This is a genomic window from Allomesorhizobium camelthorni (genome assembly GCF_011045125.1).
Taxonomy (GTDB): Bacteria; Pseudomonadota; Alphaproteobacteria; order Rhizobiales; family Rhizobiaceae; genus Allomesorhizobium; species Allomesorhizobium camelthorni.
In genome coordinates this window covers 1-22,815 of record NZ_JAAKZF010000081.1, presented here as the reverse complement: position 1 = coordinate 22,815, position 22,815 = coordinate 1, and the positions used below count along the sequence as shown (strand labels likewise).

Annotated in this window: 25 protein-coding genes; 18 read left to right on the top strand and 7 right to left on the bottom strand. The window is 63.7% G+C overall.

Annotation, left to right across the window (positions count from 1 at the left end):
• Together G6N73_RS29365 and G6N73_RS29360 are read right to left on the bottom strand one after the other, a co-directional pair.
• Positions 1 to 554, bottom strand: a 554-nt coding sequence (locus G6N73_RS29365) for an NADPH-dependent FMN reductase (RefSeq protein ID WP_165033509.1), incomplete at its 3' end; no start/stop codon positions are given.
• 76 nt (positions 555 to 630) lie between these two features.
• The gene (locus G6N73_RS29360; RefSeq protein WP_165033508.1) at positions 631 to 1,026 is read right to left on the bottom strand and encodes a DoxX family protein; all 396 of its coding nucleotides are present in this window, start codon (positions 1,024 to 1,026) and stop codon (positions 631 to 633) included.
• Between the two features lie 96 nt (positions 1,027 to 1,122).
• Here G6N73_RS29360 and G6N73_RS29355 point away from each other — a divergent pair, with 96 nt between their 5' ends.
• From G6N73_RS29355 to G6N73_RS29300, 12 genes are all read left to right on the top strand, one after another.
• Positions 1,123 to 2,025 (top strand): LysR family transcriptional regulator, encoded by a 903-nt coding sequence (locus tag G6N73_RS29355; protein WP_165033507.1) that lies wholly within the window; start codon positions 1,123 to 1,125, stop codon positions 2,023 to 2,025.
• On the top strand, positions 2,013 to 2,306 hold the full coding sequence (locus tag G6N73_RS29350; protein ID WP_165033506.1) for a hypothetical protein: 294 nt from the start codon (positions 2,013 to 2,015) through the stop codon (positions 2,304 to 2,306). Before G6N73_RS29355 ends, G6N73_RS29350 begins: the two co-directional genes overlap by 13 nt.
• Positions 2,307 to 2,713: 407 nt before the next feature.
• A complete protein-coding gene (locus G6N73_RS29345; RefSeq protein WP_165033505.1) occupies positions 2,714 to 3,640 on the top strand; it encodes a D-alanine--D-alanine ligase in 927 nt (308 codons plus the stop codon).
• On the top strand, positions 3,628 to 4,569 hold the full coding sequence (locus tag G6N73_RS29340) for a cell division protein FtsQ/DivIB (RefSeq protein WP_165033504.1): 942 nt from the start codon (positions 3,628 to 3,630) through the stop codon (positions 4,567 to 4,569). The genes G6N73_RS29345 and G6N73_RS29340 overlap by 13 nt, the downstream gene beginning before the upstream one ends.
• Complete coding sequence (ftsA, locus tag G6N73_RS29335) at positions 4,566 to 5,876, top strand: cell division protein FtsA (RefSeq protein ID WP_165033503.1); 1,311 nt, start codon at positions 4,566 to 4,568, stop codon at positions 5,874 to 5,876. The genes G6N73_RS29340 and ftsA overlap by 4 nt, the downstream gene beginning before the upstream one ends.
• A gap of 70 nt (positions 5,877 to 5,946) precedes the next feature.
• Positions 5,947 to 7,611 (top strand): cell division protein FtsZ, encoded by a 1,665-nt coding sequence (ftsZ, locus tag G6N73_RS29330; RefSeq protein WP_165033502.1) that lies wholly within the window; start codon positions 5,947 to 5,949, stop codon positions 7,609 to 7,611.
• 279 nt (positions 7,612 to 7,890) lie between these two features.
• Entirely contained in the window at positions 7,891 to 8,841 is a 951-nt protein-coding gene (lpxC, locus tag G6N73_RS29325; RefSeq protein WP_165033501.1) for a UDP-3-O-acyl-N-acetylglucosamine deacetylase, read from the top strand.
• Between the two features lie 147 nt (positions 8,842 to 8,988).
• Positions 8,989 to 9,858: an outer membrane protein assembly factor BamD gene (locus tag G6N73_RS29320; protein WP_165033500.1), complete on the top strand. Its 870-nt coding sequence runs from the start codon at positions 8,989 to 8,991 to the stop codon at positions 9,856 to 9,858.
• Positions 9,859 to 9,868: 10 nt separating this feature from the next.
• Entirely contained in the window at positions 9,869 to 11,536 is a 1,668-nt protein-coding gene (gene recN, locus G6N73_RS29315) for a DNA repair protein RecN (RefSeq protein WP_165033499.1), read from the top strand.
• 75 nt (positions 11,537 to 11,611) lie between these two features.
• On the top strand, positions 11,612 to 13,765 hold the full coding sequence (ligA, locus tag G6N73_RS29310; RefSeq protein WP_165033498.1) for an NAD-dependent DNA ligase LigA: 2,154 nt from the start codon (positions 11,612 to 11,614) through the stop codon (positions 13,763 to 13,765).
• Between the two features lie 131 nt (positions 13,766 to 13,896).
• Positions 13,897 to 14,625 (top strand): AzlC family ABC transporter permease, encoded by a 729-nt coding sequence (locus G6N73_RS29305; RefSeq protein ID WP_165033497.1) that lies wholly within the window; start codon positions 13,897 to 13,899, stop codon positions 14,623 to 14,625.
• Positions 14,622 to 14,918: an AzlD family protein gene (locus G6N73_RS29300; protein ID WP_165033496.1), complete on the top strand. Its 297-nt coding sequence runs from the start codon at positions 14,622 to 14,624 to the stop codon at positions 14,916 to 14,918. The genes G6N73_RS29305 and G6N73_RS29300 overlap by 4 nt, the downstream gene beginning before the upstream one ends.
• A 9-nt stretch (positions 14,919 to 14,927) precedes the next feature.
• Here G6N73_RS29300 and G6N73_RS29295 read toward each other — a convergent pair whose 3' ends face one another.
• Positions 14,928 to 16,757: an aminopeptidase P family protein gene (locus G6N73_RS29295; protein ID WP_165033495.1), complete on the bottom strand. Its 1,830-nt coding sequence runs from the start codon at positions 16,755 to 16,757 to the stop codon at positions 14,928 to 14,930.
• Positions 16,758 to 16,987: 230 nt separating this feature from the next.
• Here G6N73_RS29295 and G6N73_RS29290 point away from each other — a divergent pair, with 230 nt between their 5' ends.
• Positions 16,988 to 17,170 (top strand): hypothetical protein, encoded by a 183-nt coding sequence (locus G6N73_RS29290; RefSeq protein WP_165033494.1) that lies wholly within the window; start codon positions 16,988 to 16,990, stop codon positions 17,168 to 17,170.
• Between the two features lie 36 nt (positions 17,171 to 17,206).
• Here the strand turns inward: G6N73_RS29290 and G6N73_RS29285 are convergent, their stop codons facing one another.
• The 3 genes from G6N73_RS29285 to G6N73_RS29275 are packed head-to-tail and all read right to left on the bottom strand — an operon-like array spanning position 17,207 to position 18,920.
• Positions 17,207 to 18,079 carry a 50S ribosomal protein L11 methyltransferase gene (locus tag G6N73_RS29285; protein ID WP_165033493.1) on the bottom strand — a complete coding sequence of 291 codons (873 nt, stop codon included), beginning with the start codon at positions 18,077 to 18,079 and terminating at the stop codon, positions 17,207 to 17,209.
• Positions 18,080 to 18,132: 53 nt separating this feature from the next.
• Positions 18,133 to 18,711 (bottom strand): SCO family protein, encoded by a 579-nt coding sequence (locus tag G6N73_RS29280; protein ID WP_165033492.1) that lies wholly within the window; start codon positions 18,709 to 18,711, stop codon positions 18,133 to 18,135.
• 47 nt (positions 18,712 to 18,758) lie between these two features.
• Complete coding sequence (locus G6N73_RS29275; RefSeq protein ID WP_165033491.1) at positions 18,759 to 18,920, bottom strand: hypothetical protein; 162 nt, start codon at positions 18,918 to 18,920, stop codon at positions 18,759 to 18,761.
• 150 nt (positions 18,921 to 19,070) lie between these two features.
• Between G6N73_RS29275 and G6N73_RS29270 the strand changes: the two genes are divergently transcribed.
• The 5 genes from G6N73_RS29270 to G6N73_RS29250 all read left to right on the top strand — a co-directional run bounded on the left by G6N73_RS29270 (position 19,071) and on the right by G6N73_RS29250 (position 22,138).
• Complete coding sequence (locus G6N73_RS29270) at positions 19,071 to 19,559, top strand: CreA family protein (protein ID WP_165033490.1); 489 nt, start codon at positions 19,071 to 19,073, stop codon at positions 19,557 to 19,559.
• Between the two features lie 42 nt (positions 19,560 to 19,601).
• Positions 19,602 to 20,237, top strand: a complete 636-nt coding sequence (locus G6N73_RS29265; RefSeq protein ID WP_165033489.1) for a DapH/DapD/GlmU-related protein — start codon at positions 19,602 to 19,604, stop codon at positions 20,235 to 20,237.
• A gap of 113 nt (positions 20,238 to 20,350) precedes the next feature.
• On the top strand, positions 20,351 to 20,809 hold the full coding sequence (locus G6N73_RS29260; protein WP_165033488.1) for a hypothetical protein: 459 nt from the start codon (positions 20,351 to 20,353) through the stop codon (positions 20,807 to 20,809).
• Positions 20,810 to 21,438: 629 nt separating this feature from the next.
• Positions 21,439 to 21,789: a DUF488 domain-containing protein gene (locus G6N73_RS29255; protein WP_425484159.1), complete on the top strand. Its 351-nt coding sequence runs from the start codon at positions 21,439 to 21,441 to the stop codon at positions 21,787 to 21,789.
• A gap of 52 nt (positions 21,790 to 21,841) precedes the next feature.
• Positions 21,842 to 22,138 (top strand): nucleotidyltransferase family protein, encoded by a 297-nt coding sequence (locus G6N73_RS29250; protein ID WP_165033487.1) that lies wholly within the window; start codon positions 21,842 to 21,844, stop codon positions 22,136 to 22,138.
• Positions 22,139 to 22,413: 275 nt separating this feature from the next.
• Here the strand turns inward: G6N73_RS29250 and G6N73_RS29245 are convergent, their stop codons facing one another.
• Complete coding sequence (locus tag G6N73_RS29245; RefSeq protein WP_165033486.1) at positions 22,414 to 22,617, bottom strand: hypothetical protein; 204 nt, start codon at positions 22,615 to 22,617, stop codon at positions 22,414 to 22,416.
• Between the last annotated feature and the right edge of the window lie 198 nt (positions 22,618 to 22,815).

Genomic DNA, 22,815 nt, shown 5'->3' with positions numbered 1-22,815 from the left:
TTGAGAGCCTTGCCCCAGCCTACAACCTGGTTGAGCAGCGTGTTGACCGCTCCGGCATGCTGCGGCCGCGGCTTCAGGACGGTCCAATGCTCGAAATCCTCGGCCAAAGTGAGATTGACCTGAGCCCGGACGTCAGCGACTTGCAACTCACCCATGTGGCCGCGCAGATGTTCGATCGCGCGGGCGCCTCCAATGGATCCATAACCCACAAAGCCCGCCGACTTGTTGTTCCACTCGGCATAGATGAAGTCCAATGCGTTCTTGAGCGCGGCGGATGTGCCGTGGTTGTACTCGGGGGTCACGAAAATGAACGCGTCGAGCGAAGCGATCTTCTGAGCCCAGGCCTTGGTGTGGTCGTGCTGGTACTCGCCCATGGAGGGGGGCGTCGGCTCATCGAGAAGCGGCAAGTCGAAGGAGGCGATGTCCACCAATTCATAGTCGGCATCGCCACGCGTGTTAGCGATGTCCAGTACCCACCGGGCCACGGCCTCCGCCTTACGCCCAGGCCGGGTGCTGCCAGCGACGATGCCGACTTTGAGTTTGGAATCCGTCATTTTGAACCTCTGATTTCTGAAGGACTCCCCGCCAGTGGTGGGGAATGTTTGTGCGAGATGTTTTTCAGGCTTCGCCCTATGCAGCACCTGCAAAGCGGGTGCGCAAAGCGGTTGCCTGGTAGCGACGCAGCCACAGGATGACGAGAAGCAGCACGAGTAGAACAAGCGCCGGGGCGAAGCTGGTAGGAATAACGGTCAGATGCGCAATAATCGCACCAACCATGGTAGCCGACAGAAGCGCGGCACCTAGAACCGCATAACCGGGGGCGAGCAGCGCAATGGCCCCGACGATTTCAACGGCAGCGGTGACGTAGCGGAACCACTGGCCGACGCCGACGTGATCAAACGTTTCAACCATCATGGGCACACCGGCGAGCTTGGCGCCGCCGGCGGCGAAAAATACAAGAGCGAGCACGATCTGGAGGATCCAGCTGACGATATTGGCAGCTTTTCCAGGTAAATTGTTGGACATGAGAGACCCCTGCGTTTTTCAATGCAGGCGATCTAAGTTCTTCCTAACCATCCAACTAGCCTATATAAACCGATGGAAACTATCGGGAGAACGGATATGTTGGATGGCGTCACTCTTGATCAGCTTCGCACCTTCATCGCCGCCGCCGACGAGGGCAGCTTTTCGGCCGCTGGACGGAAACTGAAGCGCGCACAGTCGGTGGTCAGCCAAACGCTGGGAAACCTTGAATTGCAGCTTGGCGTCTTGCTGTTTGATCGATCCACCCGCAAGCCCACGCTAACCGAGCAGGGGCGCGCCCTACTTTTGGAAGCGCGCGACGCGGCCCGATCCATGGATTTGTTCAAAGCGAAGGCCCGCCGCCTGGCCGGTGGTCTTGAGCCTGAAGTTTCTGCTGTGATCGACGTCATGTTCCCGATTGAAGTCCTTACGACCGCCGTGCGTGAGTTTCGGGCAGTCTTTCCCGAAACGCCACTGCGGCTTTACGTGGAGGCTTTGGGTGCTGTCCTTAAGCCGGTCATCGACGGCGTCTGCGATTTTGGCATCGTCGGCTCGCTGCCAACGACATCTCCAGACCTCGTCAAAGAAAAAGTTCTAAGCGTTCGCACCATCATGGTGGCAGCACCTCACCATCCCCTGTGCACGATCACAGGACCTATACCGCGCTCTGTCCTGGAGGAGCATATCCAGCTGGTGTTGACGGACCGGACTACCCTTTCCAGTGGGCGAGAGTTTGGCGTATTTTCAAACAGAACGTGGCGGCTTGCCGATCTTGGCGCGAAGCTGAGCTTCTTACGTGCCGGATTGGGTTGGGGCAGCATGCCCCGGGGTTCTATCGAGGCAGACCTTGCCTCCGGAGAGTTGGTGCAGCTGCAGCTCGAAGATGCGCAGGCAGACGAGTACACCATGCCCATGTCGATCATCTATCCCGCTGCGAAACCTCCCGGAATGGCAGGTCGATGGCTCATGGAACGGCTGAAGAATTCCGATTGCGCTGGATAAATGGCTCATCAAAGGAAGGCGACGGGCCGGAACTGACCTATATCTCGCGCAGCTTCACCCCTGGCAAGCGCGAGGTGAAAGCGCTTGCTCAGGTCAGCTTTCACACCGAGCGGTCCGGCAGCTTTCGGGGGCCGGAAGGCGACAGCGGACGTTCAGAAAGGGAAGACGGGCGTCTCACAATTGCCCAACGGATGTTCGGTACAGGATGGTCATCCCTGCGAGAGACGTGGAGAAAAGAACTCGTAGGCTTTGTGGAAAGCCGGATGCCAGTCTCCATCTAGCGGCACCTTCAGAGGATGCCAGAAGAACGTGAAGGTATGACCGTGATCATCCTCAGTCACATACTGCATGTGTCGGGTAAACCCGAAGAGTCGCACCAAAGAAATGCCATAACTGACGGTCAGCTCCAATCCGGTACGTAGCCAGATTTGTCATCGGAGACAGCCCGGTTTAGCGCTCGGGCAGTTTTCGTGCTGCATCCCATCCACAACCGCGTTCTTTTTACATAAAGTGAATCCGATTGAATCCTCGGGGCTTGCCACGGAATCCAGTCTCTGATTCTTTGGACAAAAGCGTTTCCTGATTTGAGTCGATGACGCGTTTTCCGTCTGGGGGGCAACCTGCCGGAAGACTCGGATTCAACTTTAGGAAACGGTGCGTAGCCGGTTCGCATGGGGATTGCGGAAGCATGTCGAAGAAACACGTTGCCGTATTGCTAGGAGGGTTCTCCTCCGAGCGGCCCGTGTCGCTCTCTTCCGGAAATTCGTGCGCGGATGCGCTGGAGGCCGAAGGCTATCGCGTGACGCGCATCGACGTCACGCGCGACGTCGGCCGGGTCCTTTCGGAGCTGAAGCCGGATGTGGCGTTCAACGCGCTGCATGGGCCGTTCGGCGAGGACGGCACGATCCAGGGCATCCTTGAATATCTCGCCATTCCCTACACCCATTCGGGCGTGCTCGCCTCGGCGTTGGCGATGAACAAGGAGCAGTCCAAGAAAATCGCCAAGCTCGCCGGCATTCCGGTCGCCGAATCCAGGGTGATGAGCCGGTTCTCCATCGGGAACAAGCACCCGATGAAGCCGCCTTATGTGGTCAAGCCGGTCAATGAGGGGTCGAGCTTCGGCGTCGTCATCGTCAAGGAGGACCAGTCGCATCCGCCGCAGGTGATCGGCTCGGCGGAGTGGAAATACGGCGATACGGTGATGGTCGAGCGCTACGTGCACGGACGGGAGCTGACCTGCGCGGTGATGGGAGACGTGGCGCTCGGGGTGACCGAGATCATCCCGACCGGCCATTCCTTCTACGACTATGATTCAAAATACGTTCCCGGCGGCTCAAAACACGTCTGCCCCGCTAAAATTTCACTAAATATTTACCAAAAAATACAGACACTGGCGCTCAAGGCACATCAAGCAATCGGCTGCCGGGGCGTCACCCGGTCGGACTTCCGCTACGACGACCGTCATTCCGAAAATGGCGAGCTCATCTGGCTCGAGGTCAACACCCAGCCGGGCATGACGCCGACGTCGCTTGTGCCCGAGATCGCCGCGGAAGCGGGACATTCCTTCGGCGAGCTGTTGAGTTGGATGGTGGAGGACGCTTCGTGTTCGCGTTGAAGTCGGGACAAGCCCAAAGGACGGACGCGGCCACGCCGGGCGTCCTTGGCGCTTGGCTTTCGGCGCCGCATTTCGTGCTGCCGCGCTGGCTGCGCCGGCCGGCTCGCGTTGCTGCCCGCCTAGGCAGCGGCGACTTCACGCCGCCGCCCTTCTGCGCGACCATCATGACCGCCGTTTTCCTTGGGGCGAGCAGCCTCTATGGCGCCTATCTCGGCGGCCATATGCCGGCCTTCGTGCAGGGCGTCACCGCGCGCACCGGCTTCGCCGTTGACGAGGTGCGCGTCGCCGGCCATTACGAAACATCCGAGATCGACATACTGGAAAGACTGGAGCTCGACGGCTGGACCTCGCTGATCGGCTTCAATGCCGACGAGGCGCGTGCGCGCATCGCGGGGTTGCCCTGGGTCGAGGTCGCCTCGGTGCGCAAGGTCTATCCCGACATGCTCGAAGTGCGCATTGAGGAGCGCAAGCCCTTCGCGCTGTGGCAGCACGGCAGCCAGCTTGCCATCGTAGGCGAGGCGGGCAATGTCATTGCGCCCTATTCGGGCGGACGCCACGCAATGCTGCCGCTGGTCATCGGCTATGGCGCGAACGACCACGCGTCGGATTTCGTCGGCAAGATCCGCCAGTTTCCCGAACTCGCTGCGCGGGTGAAGGGTTACATCCGGGTGTCGGAGCGGCGCTGGGACCTGCGGCTGGAAAACGGCATCACCATAAAACTTCCCGAAGTCGGCGAGGACGAGGCCATCGCCGACATTCTGCGGATGGACCGCGAGAGCGGGCTTCTGTCGCGCGACATCGCTTCCGTCGACATGCGGCTGCCGGATCGCCTTGTGGTGCAGTTGACGCCGGAAGCCGCGGTGCGCCGCAATGCGGCGCTCAGCGAGCGCTTCAAGGGCCTCAAGATCAAGCCGGAGAAGAAGATATGAGCTGGCTCTCCGGCCACAAGGACGCCCAGGCGCGCCGCTCCGGCATCGTTACCGTGCTCGACGTCGGGTCGAGCAAGGTGTGCTGCGTGGTGGCCAAGCTCAAGCCTCGCGAGGAAGGCCAGCTTCTCAAGGGCCGCACTCACCAGGCGCGCGTGATTGGCATCGGCCACCAGAAATCGCAGGGCGTGAAGTCGGGCGTGGTCGTCGACCTCGACCGCGCCGAGCACGCCATCAGGCTGGCGGTGGACGCCGCCGAGCGGATGGCCGGGCTGACAGTCGATTCGCTGATCGTCAACCTCACTGCCGGCCGGCTGAAGAGCCGGTCGTTCTCGGCGACTATCAATCTGGGCGGGCATGAGGTCGACGCCGCCGACATCAGGCGCGTTCTGGCCGCCGGCTCCAAGCTGGCGCTGAAGGCGGAGCGCGAAGTCGTGCATTCGCTGCCGGTCGCCTTCTCGCTCGACGCGGAGCGCGGCATGCGCGACCCGCGCGGCATGGTCGGCGACACGCTCGGCGTCGACATGCATGTTCTGACCGGCGATGCGGCGCCGCTGCGCAATCTCGAGCTATGCATCAACCGCTCGCATCTGTCGGTCGAGCGCATGGTGGCGACGCCTTATGCCAGCGGCCTTGCGGCCCTCGTCGACGACGAACTCGAAATGGGCGCGGCCTGCATCGACATGGGCGGCGGCACCACGACGATCTCGGTCTTCGCCGACGGCAAATTCGTCCATGGCGACGCCATTCCGGTGGGCGGCAGCCACGTCACCATGGACATGGCCAAGGGGCTCTCGACGCGGCTCGAGGACGCCGAGCGGCTGAAGGTGATGCACGGCTCGGCGCTGCCCGGCAGCGCCGACGATCGCGACCTGGTGTCGATCCAGCCGATCGGCAGCGACGACGGCGAGGCGCCACTGCAGATACCGCGCTCGGTGATGACCCGCATCATCCGCGCGCGCATCGAGGAGACGCTGGAGATATTGCGCGACCGGCTGAACAAGTCCGGCTACGGCAACGCTGTCGGCAAGAGGGTCGTTTTGACCGGCGGCGCCAGCCAGCTTTCCGGCTTGCCGGAAGCGGCGCGCCGGATTCTCGGCCGCAACGTTCGCATCGGGCGCCCGCTCGGTGTTGCCGGGCTGCCCGAAGCGGCCAAGGGCCCGGCTTTTGCGACAGCGGTCGGCCTTCTGATCTATCCGCAGGTGGCGAGTTTCGAAAGCGCCCAGGCGGGCGGTTTCGCCCGGCTGCGGATGACCGGGACCGGGGGGAAGTTTCATCGCATGAGTCAGTGGTTGAGAGACAGTTTTTAGATATTCGACGGGGACAGCCCCATAGGCGGCCGCAGCGGCGAAGCGGCGGGAAAGGCAAAGGACGAAGACAATGACCATCAATCTGAAGAAGCCGGACATCACCGAGCTTAAGCCCCGCATCACCGTGTTCGGTGTCGGCGGTGGTGGCGGCAACGCCGTCAACAACATGATCACGGCGGGGCTGCGCGGCGTCGAATTCGTCGTAGCCAATACCGACGCGCAGGCGCTGACCATGTCCAAATCGGATCGCCTGATCCAGCTTGGCGCGCATGTCACCGAGGGTCTCGGCGCAGGTTCGCAGCCTGAAGTCGGACGCGCCGCCGCCGAAGAGTGCATCGACGAGATCATCGATCACCTTTCCAACACGCATATGTGCTTCGTCACCGCCGGCATGGGCGGCGGCACCGGCACGGGCGCTGCTCCGGTCGTTGCGCGGGCAGCACGCGAGAAGGGCATCCTGACTGTCGGCGTGGTGACAAAGCCGTTCCACTTCGAAGGCCAGCGCCGCATGAAGACTGCCGATCTCGGCATCGAGGAACTGCAAAAGTGCGTCGATACGCTGATCGTCATCCCGAACCAGAACCTTTTCCGTCTCGCCAATGACAAGACCACCTTCGCCGACGCCTTCGCCATGGCCGACCAGGTGCTCTATTCAGGCGTTGCCTGCATCACCGACCTTATGGTCAAGGAAGGGCTGATCAATCTCGACTTCGCCGACGTCCGCTCGGTGATGCGCGAGATGGGCAAAGCGATGATGGGCACCGGCGAAGCCTCGGGTGAAGGCCGCGCAATGGCAGCGGCGGAAGCCGCGATCGCCAATCCGCTGCTCGACGAGACGACGATGCGCGGCGCCAAGGGCCTGCTGATCTCGATCACCGGCGGTCGCGACCTGACGCTGTTCGAAGTCGACGAAGCGGCGACCCGCATCCGCGAGGAAGTCGATCAGGACGCCAACATCATTCTCGGCGCCACCTTCGACGAAGAACTCGAAGGCGTCATCCGCGTCTCGGTGGTTGCGACCGGCATCGACAAGACGGCCGCCGAAATCGCCGCTGCGCCGATCGCCATCCGCCAGCCGCTGAAGCCGGCTCCGCGCCCGGCGGTTGAAGCGCGGCCCGCGCAGGCTGCCGTGCAGCAGGCTCCGCAGATGGAAGTCCGCAGTGCCGATCCGGTGGCCGAGGCCATCCGCATGGCCGAGCAGAACGCCGCCGCCATGGCCGCGCCGCGGCAGGTTCCGGTACAGGACGAGTTCCGTCCGCAGAGCAAGCTGTTCCAGGCGCCGCCGGCCGAGCCGGCCGCGCAGCCCGCACAGCCGCAGATGATGGCTCCGGCTCCGCAACCGCAGCCGGTGCGGGAGATGCAGCCGGCAGCCGTCGCGCAGCCGCGCATGCCGCGCGTGGAGGATTTTCCGCCGGTCGTGAAGGCGGAAGTCGAAGCCAAGAGCCGCCCGGTCGACCATGAGAGCAGCGGGCCGATGGGGCTGCTCAAGCGGCTGACCAACGGCCTGTCGCGCCGCGAGGAGGAGCCGGCGCGCCTGCAGCCGGCCCAGCCGCGCGAGCCGAAGCTGCGCCAGCCCGCGCCGGAAGCGCGGCGTATAGCCAGCCAGGACCCGCAGCTCTACGCGCCGCGCCGCGGCCAATTCGACGAACATGGCCGGCTTCAGCCGCAGCCGAGGGCGACTCAGGAAGACGATCAGCTGGAGATTCCGGCGTTTTTGCGCCGCCAGGCCAACTGAACGTTAACGGACAGTAATCAAGCTTAACGGGCGGGCGCTTTTTAGCCCGCCCGTCGGCGTTTGAAATGGTAGAAAAATCAAAAAGTTGAGCCGATCGCTGCAAGCAGAGCAGGCGTAACACGGGGTAAGAATCCGTGATTTGGAGTCTCTTCGCCGGAATACTATCTTCGCCGCCGAAAGAAACGGCATGCAGGGAGTTTGGGGATGATGTCCTGCAGGCCGATAAAATCAAGAGCCGCACACATTTGGGATCGTGTAGCGGACGGATCAAATGGGCATATGGGGATCGACTTGCACGACTATCAGACAACTCTCAAATCGCGCGTGACGCTGTCGGGCATCGGCGTTCACAGCGGAAAACAAGTTACAATGCATTTCCATCCGGCCGATCCCGACACCGGGATCGTGTTCCATTATACGGGTGAGGGCGGCCCCGGCCGCGAATTGCCGGCCTTGGTCTCGGAGGTCGGCGGCACGGCGCTGTGCACGGTTCTGGGCGATCCGTCCGGCCATCATGTGGCGACCGTCGAGCACGTCATGGCCGCATTGTTCGGCCTCGGCATCGACAATGTCTCCATCGAGATCGACGGCGCCGAAGTGCCGATCCTCGACGGCAGCGCCGCGATGTTCGTCGACGCCATCGACCAGGTTGGGGTCGAAATGCTGTCGGTCAAGCGGCGCTATATTCGCGTTCTCAAGCCGGTTCGAATCGAGAACGGCGCATCCTGGGCCGAGTTCCGCCCCTATGGCGGCACACGCTTCGAGATCGAAATCGACTTCGACAGCCCGGCGGTTGGCCGGCAGTCCTACTCCGCCGACATCGACCCCGACCTCTTCCGCCGCGACATTGCGCGGGCGCGCACCTTCGGCTTCATGAAGGATGTAGAACGGCTCTGGGCCGCCGGATACGCGCTTGGCTCATCGCTCGAAAATTCGGTGGTGATCGGCGACGACAGCCGCGTCATCAATGTCGAGGGGCTGCGCTATTCGAACGAGTTCGTGCGCCACAAGACGCTCGATGCGATGGGCGACCTGGCGCTCGCCGGCGCGCGCTTCATCGGCTGCTTCCGCTCCTATCGCGGGGGCCACAAGCTCAATGCCTCGGCGCTGCGCCGTCTGCTTTCCGACCGCTCGGCTTTCGAGATCGTCGAAACGACCCGTCGCGAGCGCGGCCGTTCAGCCGAAATGATCGCCGTCAACGCGCCGGTCTTCGCACCCTGGATGCTCTGATCCAGAGAAAGGCGGCGACATTCTCGCCGCCTTTATCCGCGGAGGGTGCGCCACAAAAATGCGCCAATGCCGGGCGATAGCGTTTGCCGTGCAGAAGCAGTTATGGTTTATGGCTGCAAATTGACGCCGAGAGGGGCCGTTCCGATCATGATTTTCCAGCGCGCTGCTGAAGCGAAAAAGCCCTTGCGGGCGGCCTTGCTGGCCCTATCGGTTCTGGCTGCGCCAGCGGTCCTGTCAGGCTGCATGTCGTCGGGCGAAGACATCGATCTGGCGACCTATGTGGACCAGACCGAGCCGGCGGACGTGCTCTACAATCAGGGCTTGGCCAACCTCAATGCAGGTAGGCTCAAGGAAGCCAGCCGCAAGTTCGATGCCGTCGACCGCCAGCATCCCTATTCGGAATGGGCTCGCAAATCGATGGTCATGGGCGCTTTCGCCAATTACCGTCAGGGCAATTACGACGAGGCCATTAATGCGGCCAAGCGCTACGTCTCGCTCTACCCGTCCACGGAAGACGCGGCCTACGCGCAGTACATCGTCGGCCTGAGCTATTTCCGGCAGATCCGTGACGTGACGCAGGACCAGAAGGAATCGCGCCGCGCCATCGAGGCGATGGAAGAGGTGGTGCAGCGCTGGCCCGAATCCGAATATGTCGACGACGCCCGCGAAAAGGTGCGGTTCGCGCGCGACCAGCTCGCCGGCAAGGAAATGCAGGTCGGCCGCTACTATCTCGAGCGGCGCGAATATATCGCAGCGGTCAAGCGGTTCCGCTATGTGGTCGAGAACTATTCCAATACGCGCCATGTCGAGGAAGCGCTGGCTCGCCTGACGGAAGCCTATTACGCGATGGGCCTGACGTCGGAAGCGCAGACGGCTGCGGCCGTGTTGGGACAAAACTATCCTGACAGCCAGTGGTACAAGGATTCGTATACGCTGCTGCAGACCGGCGGCCTCGAGCCGCGCGACAATGCCGGTTCGTGGATATCCAAGGCCGGAAAGCTGATTACCGGCGCCTAAGCGGGCTTTCATGCTTTCCAGACTGTCGATCCGCGATATCGTCCTGATCGAACGGCTGGATATAGATTTCTCGGCCGGCCTTTCCGTGCTGACCGGCGAGACCGGCGCTGGAAAATCCATTCTCCTCGATGCGCTTTCGCTGGCGCTGGGGGCGCGCGGCGATGCATCGCTCGTGCGCCACGGCGCAGCGCAGGGCCAGGTCTCCGCCGTTTTCGACGTGCCGAGCAATCATCCGGCGCGCATGTTGCTTGCCGAGAATGCACTGGACGACGACGGCGACATCATTCTGCGCCGCGTGCAGACGGCGGACGGGCGCACCCGTGTCTTCGTCAACGACCAGCCTTCAAGCGTCACACTGATGCGCGACATCGGCCGTGCGCTGGTCGAAATCCACGGCCAGCATGACGAGCGGGCGCTCGTCGACCCTGGCGCGCATCGGGACCTGCTCGATTCGTTCGGCGGCCTGCTTGGCGAAGTCCGCGCTTGCGGCGAGGCGTGGCGGCTCTGGCGTGACGGCGAGCAGGAATTGGCTCGCCATCGCGCCAAGGTGGCGGCTGCCGCCCGCGAAGCCGACTATCTGCGCGCATCCGTCGCCGAACTCGTGCAGCTCGACCCGCAGCCTGGCGAAGAAACCGAGCTTGCCGAAATCCGCACGACCATGATGCGGGCCGAGAAGATCGCGTCCGAGATCCAGGATGCGCAGGATGTGCTGTCGGGGCCGCAATCGCCGCTGCCGCAGCTTGCGAGCCTGCTGCGGCGGCTGCAGCGCAAGGCCGGCGAGGTTCCGGGCCTGCTCGACGAGGTCGTGACTTCGCTCGATGAAGCGATGCTGTCGCTCGATGCCGCGCAATCGGCCGTCGAGGCTGCGATGCGTGCGACGGAATACGATCCGCAGCGGCTGGAAAGGGCCGAGGAGCGGCTGTTTGCGCTGCGCGCCGCGTCTCGCAAGCACAATGTTCAGGTCGACGATCTGGCGCAGCTGCGCGACACGATGGCGGCCGATCTTGCCGACCTCGATGCCGGCGAGGAGCGGCTTCACGTCCTGGAAAAGCAGGCGGCGACCGCCCGCGACGCCTACGACGAGATCGCGAGCCGCCTTTCCGAACTGCGCAAGGGCGCGGCGTTCGGCCTGCAGAAGACGGTGATGGGCGAATTGCCTGCATTGAAGCTCGAACGGGCCGAGTTCATCGTCGAGATGTCCAGTGAGCCCGACAACCGCATGGAAGAGGGCATCGACCAGGTCGAGTTCTGGGTGCGGACCAATCCGGGAACCCGGGCCGGCCCGATGATGAAGGTCGCGTCCGGCGGCGAGCTGTCGCGGTTCCTGCTGGCGCTCAAAGTGGCGCTCGCCGATCGCGGCTCGGCGCCGACGCTGGTCTTCGACGAAATCGACACCGGCGTGGGCGGGGCCGTCGCCGACGCCATCGGGCAGAGGCTTGCGCGGCTGTCGGCGCGCGTGCAGGTGCTGTCGGTGACGCATGCGCCGCAGGTCGCGGCGCGGGCGGGGACGCATTTCCTCATTTCCAAATCCGGTGGAGCGAGTCAGGTCTCGACCAGCATTGCCGAAATGGACCGCGGTTCGCGGCAGGAGGAGATCGCCCGCATGCTGGCCGGCGCGACGATCACCGAGGAGGCGCGGGCGGCAGCCGGCCGGCTGCTCAGCGAGAACACGGTTTAGGGCGCGCCGGGGCGGTTTACTTTTTTCTGCATTTTGCCGAAGACTTTGCGGCCTGCTCTCTCCCGAGAAACACTCATGCCGCTTACAGAAAAATCCATTGACGTCCTGACCGAAGCCGAGGCTGCCGCGGAGCTTGAAAAGCTGGCGCGGGAAATCGCCGAGCATGACCGGCGCTACCATGCCGAGGACGCACCGATCATCTCCGACGCCGAATATGATGCGCTGAGGATGCGCAACGCGGCGATCGAGGCGAAATTTCCCGAGCTGGTGCGGGAGGATTCGCCATCGCTCAACGTCGGCGCCGCGCCCGCCGGCGCGTTCGGGCCGGTGGTGCATGCGCGGCCGATGCTGTCGCTGGACAACGCCTTTTCCGATCAGGACGTGATCGACTTCGTAGCAAGCGTTCGCCGGTTCCTGGCGCTGCCGGCGGACCGCGAACTGGTGTTCACGGCAGAGCCGAAGATCGACGGCCTTTCGATGTCTTTGCGCTACGAGAACCGCCGCCTGATGACGGCGGCGACGCGCGGCGACGGCACGACCGGCGAGAACGTGACCGCCAATATCCGCACCATTCGCGAGATCCCGCATCAATTGCCAAAGGACGCGCCTGATGTGGTCGAAATCCGCGGCGAGGTTTATATGCGCCGCGACGACTTCATGGAGTTGAACAAGCGCATGGCCGAGACCGGCCGCGTCTTTGCCAATCCGCGCAATTCGGCCGCCGGCAGCCTGCGCCAGATCGATCCTTCGGTCACGAAAACGCGGCCGCTGCGTTTCTTCGCCTATGCCTGGGGGGAGACTAGCGCGCCGCTCGGTAAGACGCAGTTCGAGGTGGTGCGGCGCTTCGCCGATTGGGGATTCCCGGTCAACGAACGCATGGTGCGCTGCCATTCGGTCGAGGCGATCATCGAGCATTATCACGCTGTCGAGGCCGAACGAGCATCGCTGCCCTATGACATTGACGGTGTCGTCTACAAGGTTGACCGGCTCGACCTGCAGGAACGGCTGGGCTTTCGCTCGCGCAGCCCGCGCTGGGCGACGGCGCACAAATTCGCGGCGGAGAAGGCGACGACGATCCTCTCCGGCATCGACATCCAGGTCGGCCGCACCGGCGCGCTGACGCCTGTGGCGCGGTTACAGCCGGTGACAGTAGGCGGCGTGGTGGTGACCAACGCCACGCTGCACAATGAGGATTACATCAAGGGCATCGGCAATAGCGGCCAGCCGATCCGCGAGGGCCGCGACATCAGGGTCGGCGACACCGTTCTCATCCAGCGCGCCGGCGACGTGATCCCGCAGATACTCGACGTGGTCCTAGAAAAGCGGCCGGCCGACGCCGTGCCATACAAATTCCCGGAAACCTGTCCGCATTGCGGAAGCCATGCGGTACGTGAGGAAGGCGAGGCGGTGCGGCGCTGCACCGGCGGCCTGATCTGCCCGGCGCAGGCAGTCGAACGGCTGCGCCATTTCGTGGCGCGCGGCGCGATGGATATCGAAGGGCTCGGCGAAAAGCAGATCGAGTTCTTCTTCAATTCCGAGGACCCGGCGCTCAGGATACGCTCGCCCGCCGACATCTTTACGCTGAAGGCTCGGCAGGAAAAGTCGCTGGCGAAGCTCGAAAACATCGACGGCTTCGGCACGACCTCGGTGAAGAAGCTGTTTGCAGCAATCGACGATCGCCGGCGGGTCGAGTTCTCGCGCTTCCTCTACGCACTCGGCATCCGCCACATAGGCGAAACAAACGCCAAGCGGCTGGCGCGGCATTTCATCAGCTTCGCGGCGTTTCGCGAGGTAGCCGAAGGGGCAGTGCCGTCTGAGGGCAAGGGCGATCCCGGCAATGCCGCCTGGCAGGAGCTGAACGGCGTCGGCGGCATAGGTGCGGTTGTCGCGGAGGCGGTCGTCGAATTCTTCGCCGAGGAGCACAATCGCGAAGTCGTGGACGCGCTGCTGAAGGAAGTCACGCCGCTCGACGAGGCGCGCGTCGGCGATGTGTCGTCGCCGGTTTCAGGAAAGACGGTGGTGTTTACCGGCTCGCTCGAAAGGATGTCGCGCGACGAAGCCAAGGCGATGGCGGAGAAATTCGGCGCCAAGGTCGCGGGCTCGGTGTCGAAGAAAACCGATCTCGTGGTGGCGGGGCCGGGCGCCGGGTCCAAGCTGAAGCAGGCCGCCGAACTCGGCATCGAGGTGATCGACGAGGATCAGTGGTTCGAAAGGGTGGGGCAGCGCTGAACGAGGGCTCGCGCGGCTCGCCGGATGCATCGGGACGCTCTCTTCACTTACGCTGATCGCTTGGCTCAAGCGAATTCATGTGACACGGCAGGGTTGCTGACATACACAGGCTCCCTTTCCCTGGAGCCGCCATGTCCGCCGAAGCAATACAAGATGAGGCTCGGCCTCCAAGTGCGTTCTGGCGCGGCGCGCGGCTGGGCTTGCCCGTTGTAGTGGCCTCTGCGCCGTTCGGCCTGCTGTTCGGCGCGCTTGCGGTCGAAAACGGCTTCAGCGTCTTTGAAGCGGTGCTGATGAGCGCGACAATCTATGGCGGCGCGAGCCAGATGGTCGGCATCGAGTTGTTCGGCCAGAAGGTGGCGCCCTGGCTGATCGTGCTGTCGATCTTCGCCGTCAATTTCCGTCACATCTTGTATTCCGCAGTCGTCGGGCGGCGCATCGGCCACTGGCCGCTCGCGCGCCAGGCATTCGCGTTCTTTTTCCTGGTCGACCCGCAATATGCCGAGGCCGAAACCAAGGGCGAGCGGGGCGAGGAGATAACCTTCGCCTGGTACATGGGCATGGCGCTGCCGATCTATGTATGCTGGACGGCGGAGTCGTGGATTGGCGCGACATTCGGCAATATGATCCCCAACCCGCGGGCGCTGGGGCTCGATTTCCTGCTGCCGATCTATTTCCTCGGCCTGGTCATGGGCTTCCGCAACCGGCCGCTCTGGCTGCCCATCGTGATCGCCAGCGCCGCGGCCTCGATCCTCGCCTACAAGACCATCGGCTCGCCCTGGCATGTATCCGTCGGTGCGATCACGGGCATCCTGCTTGCGGCGGCCATGCCGGGCAGGGCCAATGGGGGCAAAAAGCCATGAGCACGACCGTCTGGATCATCCTTGCGGGCGCGGTCATGACCTACCTGACGCGCATTGGCGGCCATCTGGTGCTGTCGCGCTTCGAGCGCATCCATCCGCGCGTCGAGGCCGGGCTCAACGCTGTGCCGGCTGCTGTGTTGACCACGCTGGTCGCACCGGCTGCGGTCTCGGCCGGTTCGGCCGAGATGATAGCGCTTCTGGTCGCCGGGCTGGTGTCGCTCCGGGCCGGTATGATGCCGATGTTCCTGACCGGCGCCGCCGTGCTGATCGCGCTGCGGCAAGTGATGGGCTGAACGCCAGCGCTAAGCCAGCGGCGCGGTCGCCGCCTCCAGCCATTTCAGCGTTTCGCCGTCCACCATCGGCCCGATTTCGGCAAGCACGCGGGCGTGGTAGGCGTCCAGCCATACGAGTTCCTCGGGCATCAGAAGGTCGGCGCGCAGCATGCGCCGGTCGAACGGGGCGAGCGTCAGTGTCTCGAAGCCATGCATGGCGATGTCGCCGTCCGGCAGTTGTTCAGCGGCGGTGACGATGATGAGGTTCTCCAGCCGGATGCCGTAGTGGCCGGGCTTGTAGTAGCCGGGTTCGTTGGACAGGATCATGCCTTCGAGCAGCTTTTCCGTGCCGGTCTTGGCGATGCGCTGCGGCCCTTCATGCACCGCCAGGTACGAGCCGACGCCATGGCCGGTGCCGTGGGCGTAGTCCAGCCCGTGCTTCCAGAGCGCGAGGCGGGCGACAGCGTCGATGTCGGCGCCGCGCGTGCCGGCGGGGAAACGCAGCAGCGAAATGCCGATCATGCCCTTGAGCACGAGCGTATAGCGCTCGCGCATCTCCTCGGTCGGCTGGCCGACCGGAATGGTGCGGGTGATATCGGTGGTGCCATCCTGATATTGCGCGCCCGAATCGAGCAGGAACAGTTCGCCGTCGCAGAGCTTGCGGTTGGTGGCGCGCGACACGCGGTAGTGCATGATCGCGCCGTTTGGCCCCGAACCGGATATGGTGGAGAATGAGACATCGCGCAGCGGCATCTGGGTTTCTTCGCCTACCGCGCGGCGGAAGCCCTCAAGCTGGGTGACGGTGGCGATCTCGTCTATCGTGTCGGGTTTCTGGACATCGAGCCAGCACAGCATTTTCGCGATCGCTGCGCCGTCGCGGCGGTGCGCTGCGCGCGCTCCCTGAATTTCGGCTTTGTTTTTGGTGGCGCGGGGAATACGGGCGGGGTCGGGAGCAGAAATGACAGTTCCGCCATTGTCCTCCACAAGCGCCCGCAGGCGGTCGGCGGCCAGCACCGGATCGAGCGAAACGGCAGCGCCGGAACGGGCCAGCTCTACGACCGCGGATTCCAGCCTGGCGGGCGCGCGAAGGTCGGCGAGCTGGGTAAGGTAGGCCTCGGTTTCGGTGGGCAGCTTGCGCTTGTCCATGAAGAGCTGGTGGGCGCCATCCGCGGCGAGGATGGCGAAGCCGAGCGCCAGCGGCGTGTGCGGGACGTCGCCGCCGCGGATGTTGAAGGCCCAGGCGATCGACGACGGATCGGTCAGCACGGCGTGGGTCGCCTTCTGCTTCTCGATCGCCTGGACCAGCCGCGCCAGCTTGTCCTTGGCCAACTCTCCGGCGAAAGCGATCGGGTGGATTTCGACGGCCGCGAGCGGCGGCTTCGGGCGGTCCTGCCAAAGCTGGTCGATCGGATTGCGCTCGACCGCAACCAGTGCGGCGCCAGCCTTTTCAGCCGCGGCCTTGAGCGCCTTCACGTCGCTGATCGTGTGCAGCCACGGGTCGAAGCCGAGCCGGGCACCCTTGCCGAGATTGTTCTCGATCCACGAAGGCGGCGGGTTGTCGATCAGGCTCTCGATCGCAAACACGCCGAGATCGACCTGATCGCGCACCTGAAGCGTATAGCGCCCGTCGACGAAGATGTAGGCCTGTTTTGCGAGCACGATCGCCACGCCCGCCGAGCCGCTGAAGCCGGTCAGCCATTTCAGCCGCTCGGAGCCAGGGGCGACATATTCGCCCTGGTGCTCGTCGGAGCGCGGCACGATGAAGCCGTCGAGATCATTGGCGGCGAGCCATTCGCGCAAACCCGCCACGCGGGCCGCGCCCAGGGTGGCGTCGCTTACATCATCGAAGGACTGGAACATCGGGCACGCCTCAGTTGTGAACAAATCGAGAGTGCGAACCCTAGCTTCCGGCCAAGCCGCTTGCAACGCAGCGGCCTTGGGCCAGATGGAAATGCTGCGCTGCACACCCTCATCTTCGCATATGCAAAAAGGGATGGGAGCCATGCATTTCGGTCCATTCCGGAACGGGCAGGCACAGCCTATCTCTTCAAGCGGGAGGACAAATTCCGATCTCTGAAAGGAGAGCGTACATGACCACCCGTGCGAAATCCGGCTTCTTCAAATCCGCGTTTAACGCCTTCGTCGAATCGCGCCAGCGCCAGGCTGAGCGCTATGTCACCGGCGCCTTGCTGGCGCTCGACGACAAGACGCTGACGGCCAGCGGCTACAGCCGCGAAGAGCTGTCAAAGCGCAGCAGAGCCTACTTTATCTGACGGTTTTGACGCGGCCTCCCGGCCGCCTTTTCGTATCTACCGCTTGAGATGCAGCGTCACCCAGCCCTCGCGTTCCAGCGTGCGGACATGGCGGAATTTCTGGCCGGCATAGGCCGCGAGCACGGCGTTGCGCTGGCGCTCTAGTATGCCTGACAGCACGATCGAGCCGCGGGGCGTCAGATGTCGCGCCATCTGCGGGGCAAGCCGCATCAGCGGCTTCGCCAGTATGTTGGCGACGATCAGGTCGAACGGCCCGCGCGCCGAAAAGACCGGGTGATGAAAGCCGGGCGCGGTTGCCGTCTCGACGAGCGCTGAGACGCCGTTCAGCCGGACATTGTCGGCAGCCACCCTGGTCGCGACCGGGTCGATGTCGGTCGCCAGAACCGGGATGTGCGAAAACTTCGCCAGCGCGATGGCGAGCACGGCGCTGCCGGTGCCGAGGTCGAGCGCATTCCTGGGCCGCTCGCGCCGGGCGACCTCTTCCAGCACCTCCAGGCAGCCTGCCGTGGTGCCGTGATGGCCGGTTCCGAAGGCCAGGCCCGCTTCGATCTCGACCGCGAGATCGCCACTGCGGCGCTTTTGCCGGTCATGCGCGCCGTGGACGAAAAAGCGGCCGGCGCGTACCGGCTTCAGCCCTTCCAGTGATAGTGCGACCCAGTCGACCTCCGGCACGGCTTCGCGCCCGATCGTCAGGGGCAGCGAAAGCTCTTCCAGTACAGCATGCATGCGCTGTTCGGCCTCGTCTATGTCGCCATCGGCGTAGAGCGAAATCTCCTGGATGTCGCGCGCCTCGTCCACTTCCAGCACGGCAATAGGAAACCCGTCCTCCTCGAACGCCGCCTCGAAGGCAGCGAAGATGCGGGCGGCGTCGATGCGCCCGGTCGTCAGGTGAAGGCGGGTCTGCGTCATGGACTTCTTTTCGCAATGAGAGCGAGGCAAGCGGTGCGCGCGAACGAGCGGCGTCAGCCTTCGTCCGCCAGGCGCTTCAGCTTGGCGATCGCCGCGTCGGCGCTCTCGCCATAGGCGATGGTGCCGGCGAAATCGCCGCTGCCGTCGAGCAGCAGGACCGAGGCGGTGTGGTCCATCGTGTAGTCGCCGCCCTCGAGATCGACCTTGCGCGCATAGATGCCGAAGGATTTAGCCATGGCGGCGATCTTTTCCGGATCGCCAGTGATGCCGGTGATGCGGTCGGAGACATTGCCGACATAGGCGTCCATGATCTCGGGCCGATCACGCTCCGGATCGATGGTGACGAAATATGCGCGGATGTCCTTGCCGTCGTCGCCGAGCTTTTTCAGCCAGCCATCCAGTTCGAAAAGCGTGGTCGGGCAGACTTCGGGGCAGTGGGTGAAGCCGAAGAACACCGCCGAGGGATGTCCGCGGAACGCGGCTTCCGTGATCTCGGCGCCCTTCTGGTCGACCAGCGTGAACGGCGCGCCGTAGGGCTCGCCGGCGTTCTGCGAACGATACCAGTCGAAGGTCAGCCAGCCGATGCCGGCGACCATCAGGACGAGAATGCCGACGAGAATGGATCGCATCATGGGTGATTTCGCCAATCGGATTTGTTACGCGCCCGGCGCGGTGGGAATCAGAAGCACCAGGAGATGCCCGCTTCGACCATCGTCATGAAGATGGCGGCGCCGTGGTCGATCCAGGACGCGAAGGCAAGGCCGGTGGCTGCAGCGAGGAGCGCTGCGCCAGCCAGGATCTTCGCGGCCGTGCCGACCGGCATCGAAACGGGTTGTTTCATGTCATAAACATAGTACGGCCAAGGCCCGGCAGAAAGAGGCCATGATGCCGCTGGCTATTGGCGCATGCGGGGCTGTGCCGAGCGGATTTTTCTTGCAAGGGTGGGTGCGCGATCCCAACTGAACGGCGGTTCTCAACAGGAGAGATTTCGATGCGGTTTGGCGTTTCTGCGGTCCTGGCCGCCATTGCAGTCTGCGCGGCTCTGCCCGCCTCTGCCCAGCAGGTCGGAGAAGTCGGCGTCGATTGGCTCGGCAACGACATCATCATCGAGGCGGTGGCGGACCCGAAGGTGCAGGGCGTTACCTGCCATGTTTCCTATTTCGAGCGCGGCATGGTCGACCGGCTGCAGAAGGGCAACTGGTTCGAGGATCCGTCCGATTCGTCTATCTCGTGCCGGCAGACCGGGCCAATCACCATTGGAGACATCTCGATGGGCGAGGAGGGCGAGGAGATCTTCAACCAGGGCATCAGCCTGATCTGGAAGCAGCAGGTGGTGAACCGCATCTACGACAAGGCCAACGACACGCTGGTCTATCTCTCGCACTCGCGTCAGGTGCAGGACGGTTCGGCGAAAATGTCGCTGACCACCGTGCCGCTCTACGGCCAGGAGGTGACCTGGACCAACGGCAAGCCGAAATAGCGCTGCTTGCCGGGCGGGCGACGGCGGCGTAAAGCCGCTGCCATGGACGAGCCGGAAGACATCCGCTTCAAATCGCCGGAGCCGCGCATCCACCCGACGGCCGAGCTGAAATCCTGCCGGCTCGGGCGCTATTCGATCGTCGGCGAGCGCGTCATCCTGCGCGAGGTGACGCTTGGCGACTTCTCCTATTTCGAGCGCCATGCCGAGGCGATCTACACCACCATCGGCAAGTTCTGCTCGATCGCCGCCAACACACGGATCAACGCGCTCGAACACCCGCTGGAGCGGCTGACCACGCACAAGGTGAGCTACCGGCCCAACGAATATTTCCGCTATCTCGGCGTCGACGCGGCTTTCAAACACAGGCGGCAGGCGAAGGCGGTGACCATCGGCCACGACGTCTGGATCGGGCATGGCGCGGTCGTCATGCCTGGCGTGACCATCGGCAATGGCGCGGTGATCGGCGCGAATGCGGTGGTGACGCGCGATGTCGGCGCCTACGAGATCGTCGCCGGCGTTACCGCGCGGCGGCTCAGGCTGCGTTTTCCGGCCGAAATTTCGGCTCGCATCGAAAGGCTGGCGTGGTGGGACTGGCCGGTCGCAAAACTCGCCGACGCGGTTCCCGACATGCAGTCGCTGTCCATCGAGGTGTTTCTGGAGCGCTGGGAGCAGCGCTAGCCCGGCCGCCCGGGAAACCGCGCCGCTTTTCATGTCCCTCGCCACCTACCGGAACCATCCGCCCCGGCGGCTGTTTTCCAACCGAAGGGCAAGCCCCGCGAAAGGAAATCAGCATGAAACGCATGATCACCCTTGCCGCCGCATCGCTCGCCATCGCAAGCCTCACCGCGCCGTCCTTTGCCCAGGATACGACGACGCCGGTGCCAGGCGCCGAGGGTGGCGGCGCCATGACGCCCGATATCGACACGACCGGCGCCACGACGACAACCGCCCCGCCCTCGATCGCCGACGTGATCGAGGCGGTCAAAGCCAACGACACCACCGCCTCCCAGATCGGCACCATCACCGCCGTAGGGGAGGTGAAGGTGGTGAAAATCAGCGAACTGGGCGGCAGCGCGACCGAGTTGCAGACCACGCTGACCGAGAACCAGGACGATCTGACCAAGCTGCGCAGCGCCGTCGAGGCCAATCCGGCGCTGAAGGCCGAGCTCGACAAGCAGCAGGTCGAAGTCGCCAGCGTCGTGGCGACCGAGATCGAGGCCGACGGCGCGGTGACGGTTTACGTGCAGTAGAGGCGAGCCGCTGAGGGGGTTCTTGGGCACAAGCTTCTCCTTCGCCACGCCCGCTCTCGCGTCTGGCCATTGTCCTTCGAGGTTCGCTTCGCTCATCCTTCGACAGGCTCAGGATGAGGAGGGCGAAAGTCGGGAAGCGGGGCGCTTGGCCGAGCCTTCCGAAACTAAATACGTGGCGCGACTTCCGCGCCCCGCCGGCGATTTCTGTCCCCGCCCGTTCCGCTGCGCTGGGCCGGCTGTGACAGCGCATCGGCCTTTCGGCCTAACGCCCTCTCGGCGATGGCTTTCGCCATCGCCTTCGCCGGCCCCGCCTGTGTGCTCCTCCAGCACGCCGGGACCGTAGTGTCCCGAGGGGAACCCTTGGACGGAGCCTCTCCGGCCCCATGGCTTCGTCGGCCATGGAACGGAAGCGCCGATCCTCCCCCGCTTTCGAACGACTCCGGAGCGTTCCCGGCAGGAAGGACGAGTGGATTATGCGGGAGGGGCGGGATGTGTGAACAAAATGCCGCTCCAGATTTCTTCAAAAATCCTCTATCTTCCTGATCTGAAAGGCGGATTTCTTCGATCGGGCCGGAAGGGACGCGGATTCTATCCACATTTGCGGTCGGGGAGGGAAGGGAGGCGGACTGGTGAGCACAGGGATTGCGATCAAGCGCGTCTATGACGCTCCGGAGAAGATGGACGGCTTTCGCGTGCTGGTTGACCGGGTCTGGCCGCGCGGGATGAACAAGGAGAAGGCGGCGGTCGATCTCTGGATGAAGGAGATCGGGCCGTCGACGGAGCTTCGCAAATGGTTCGGCCACGATCCCGCACGGTGGGACGAATTCCGCGCCCGTTACCGCGACGAACTCGCGGCAAAACGCGACCTGCTCGACGAGTTGCGCGCTCATGCGGAGAAGGGCCAGCTTACGCTGGTCTATTCGGCCAGGGACGAGGCGCACAACCAGGCGGTGGTGATCAGGGAGGTGATGGAGGGGTAGGTGCGAGGAGATCCGGGTGGAAAAAGCGGCGAAAAACCTTCAGATTAGAAAGATGCAACGAGATGTCCTTGTCCAGAAGCTCAAGACTCTCCGTCCTGATCTTTCGGTGGAAGGTGTCACGCATGTGGCGCTTTTCGGCTCGCGGGCGCGTGGCGATTACAGCGAGCAAAGCGATCTCGACCTGCTGCTCGAAGTCGACCTGGCGAGCAGGTTTTCGATCCTCAATCTGGTGGGCGTGGAACGGATAGTCGAAAAGGCCACCGGCATTCCAGCCAATGCCTTCATGCGGCGAAGCCTCGATGACAGCTTTCGCGATTCCATCAAGAATGATGTCGTCGAGATTTTCTGATGGGCGACCGCACAATTTACCGGTGGCGCGACATTATCGACGCCATCGGCCAGATCGATCTGCCAAGCGATCTGCTTGGCTAGGGCATTTCTGTTTTCTGTTGAAGCAGGCGCTGCCCCTCACCCTTACCCTCTCCCCGTGAAAAACGGGGAGAGGGGGCGTCAGCGCCGCAGCACCGTCCTTCTTCCCGTCTTCACGCGGAGAAGGCGCCGCGCATTCGACTTGGCTCAGGAGGCGGATGAGGGGCGATTCGGCGTGAACCGGAAATGCTCTAGCTACTGGCGCGTGTTGTCGGCTTGGCCGCCGCGCTGCTGCTTGTCGCGCAGCTTCTCGCCTCCGGCCTGGCCGAACGTGTCCTGGCCGCCTGTGCCGCCGCATTCGGCCTGCTCCTGCCGACGGAGGTCGTTCATGTCCTTGTCGGATTGTTCAGGCGGGCCGCCGCCCTTTTTCCCTTTCTTGTTCCGATTCGGGTTCGGCATGTCGCTTCTCCGTGCTGCGTTCGAGGCTGTGATCTCAACCCGGGACCGTGCCGTGTTGTTCCGCCAAGCGGGATTGATGCATCGAGATGGCGGGGATGTTGCGATGGATCAAATTGCTTCCTTCTACGCATCGCATCGCGAGGCATTGCACCTCTCTTGCGATTTCTAACACTTAGCCTACGCTTCGCTCCGGACTAA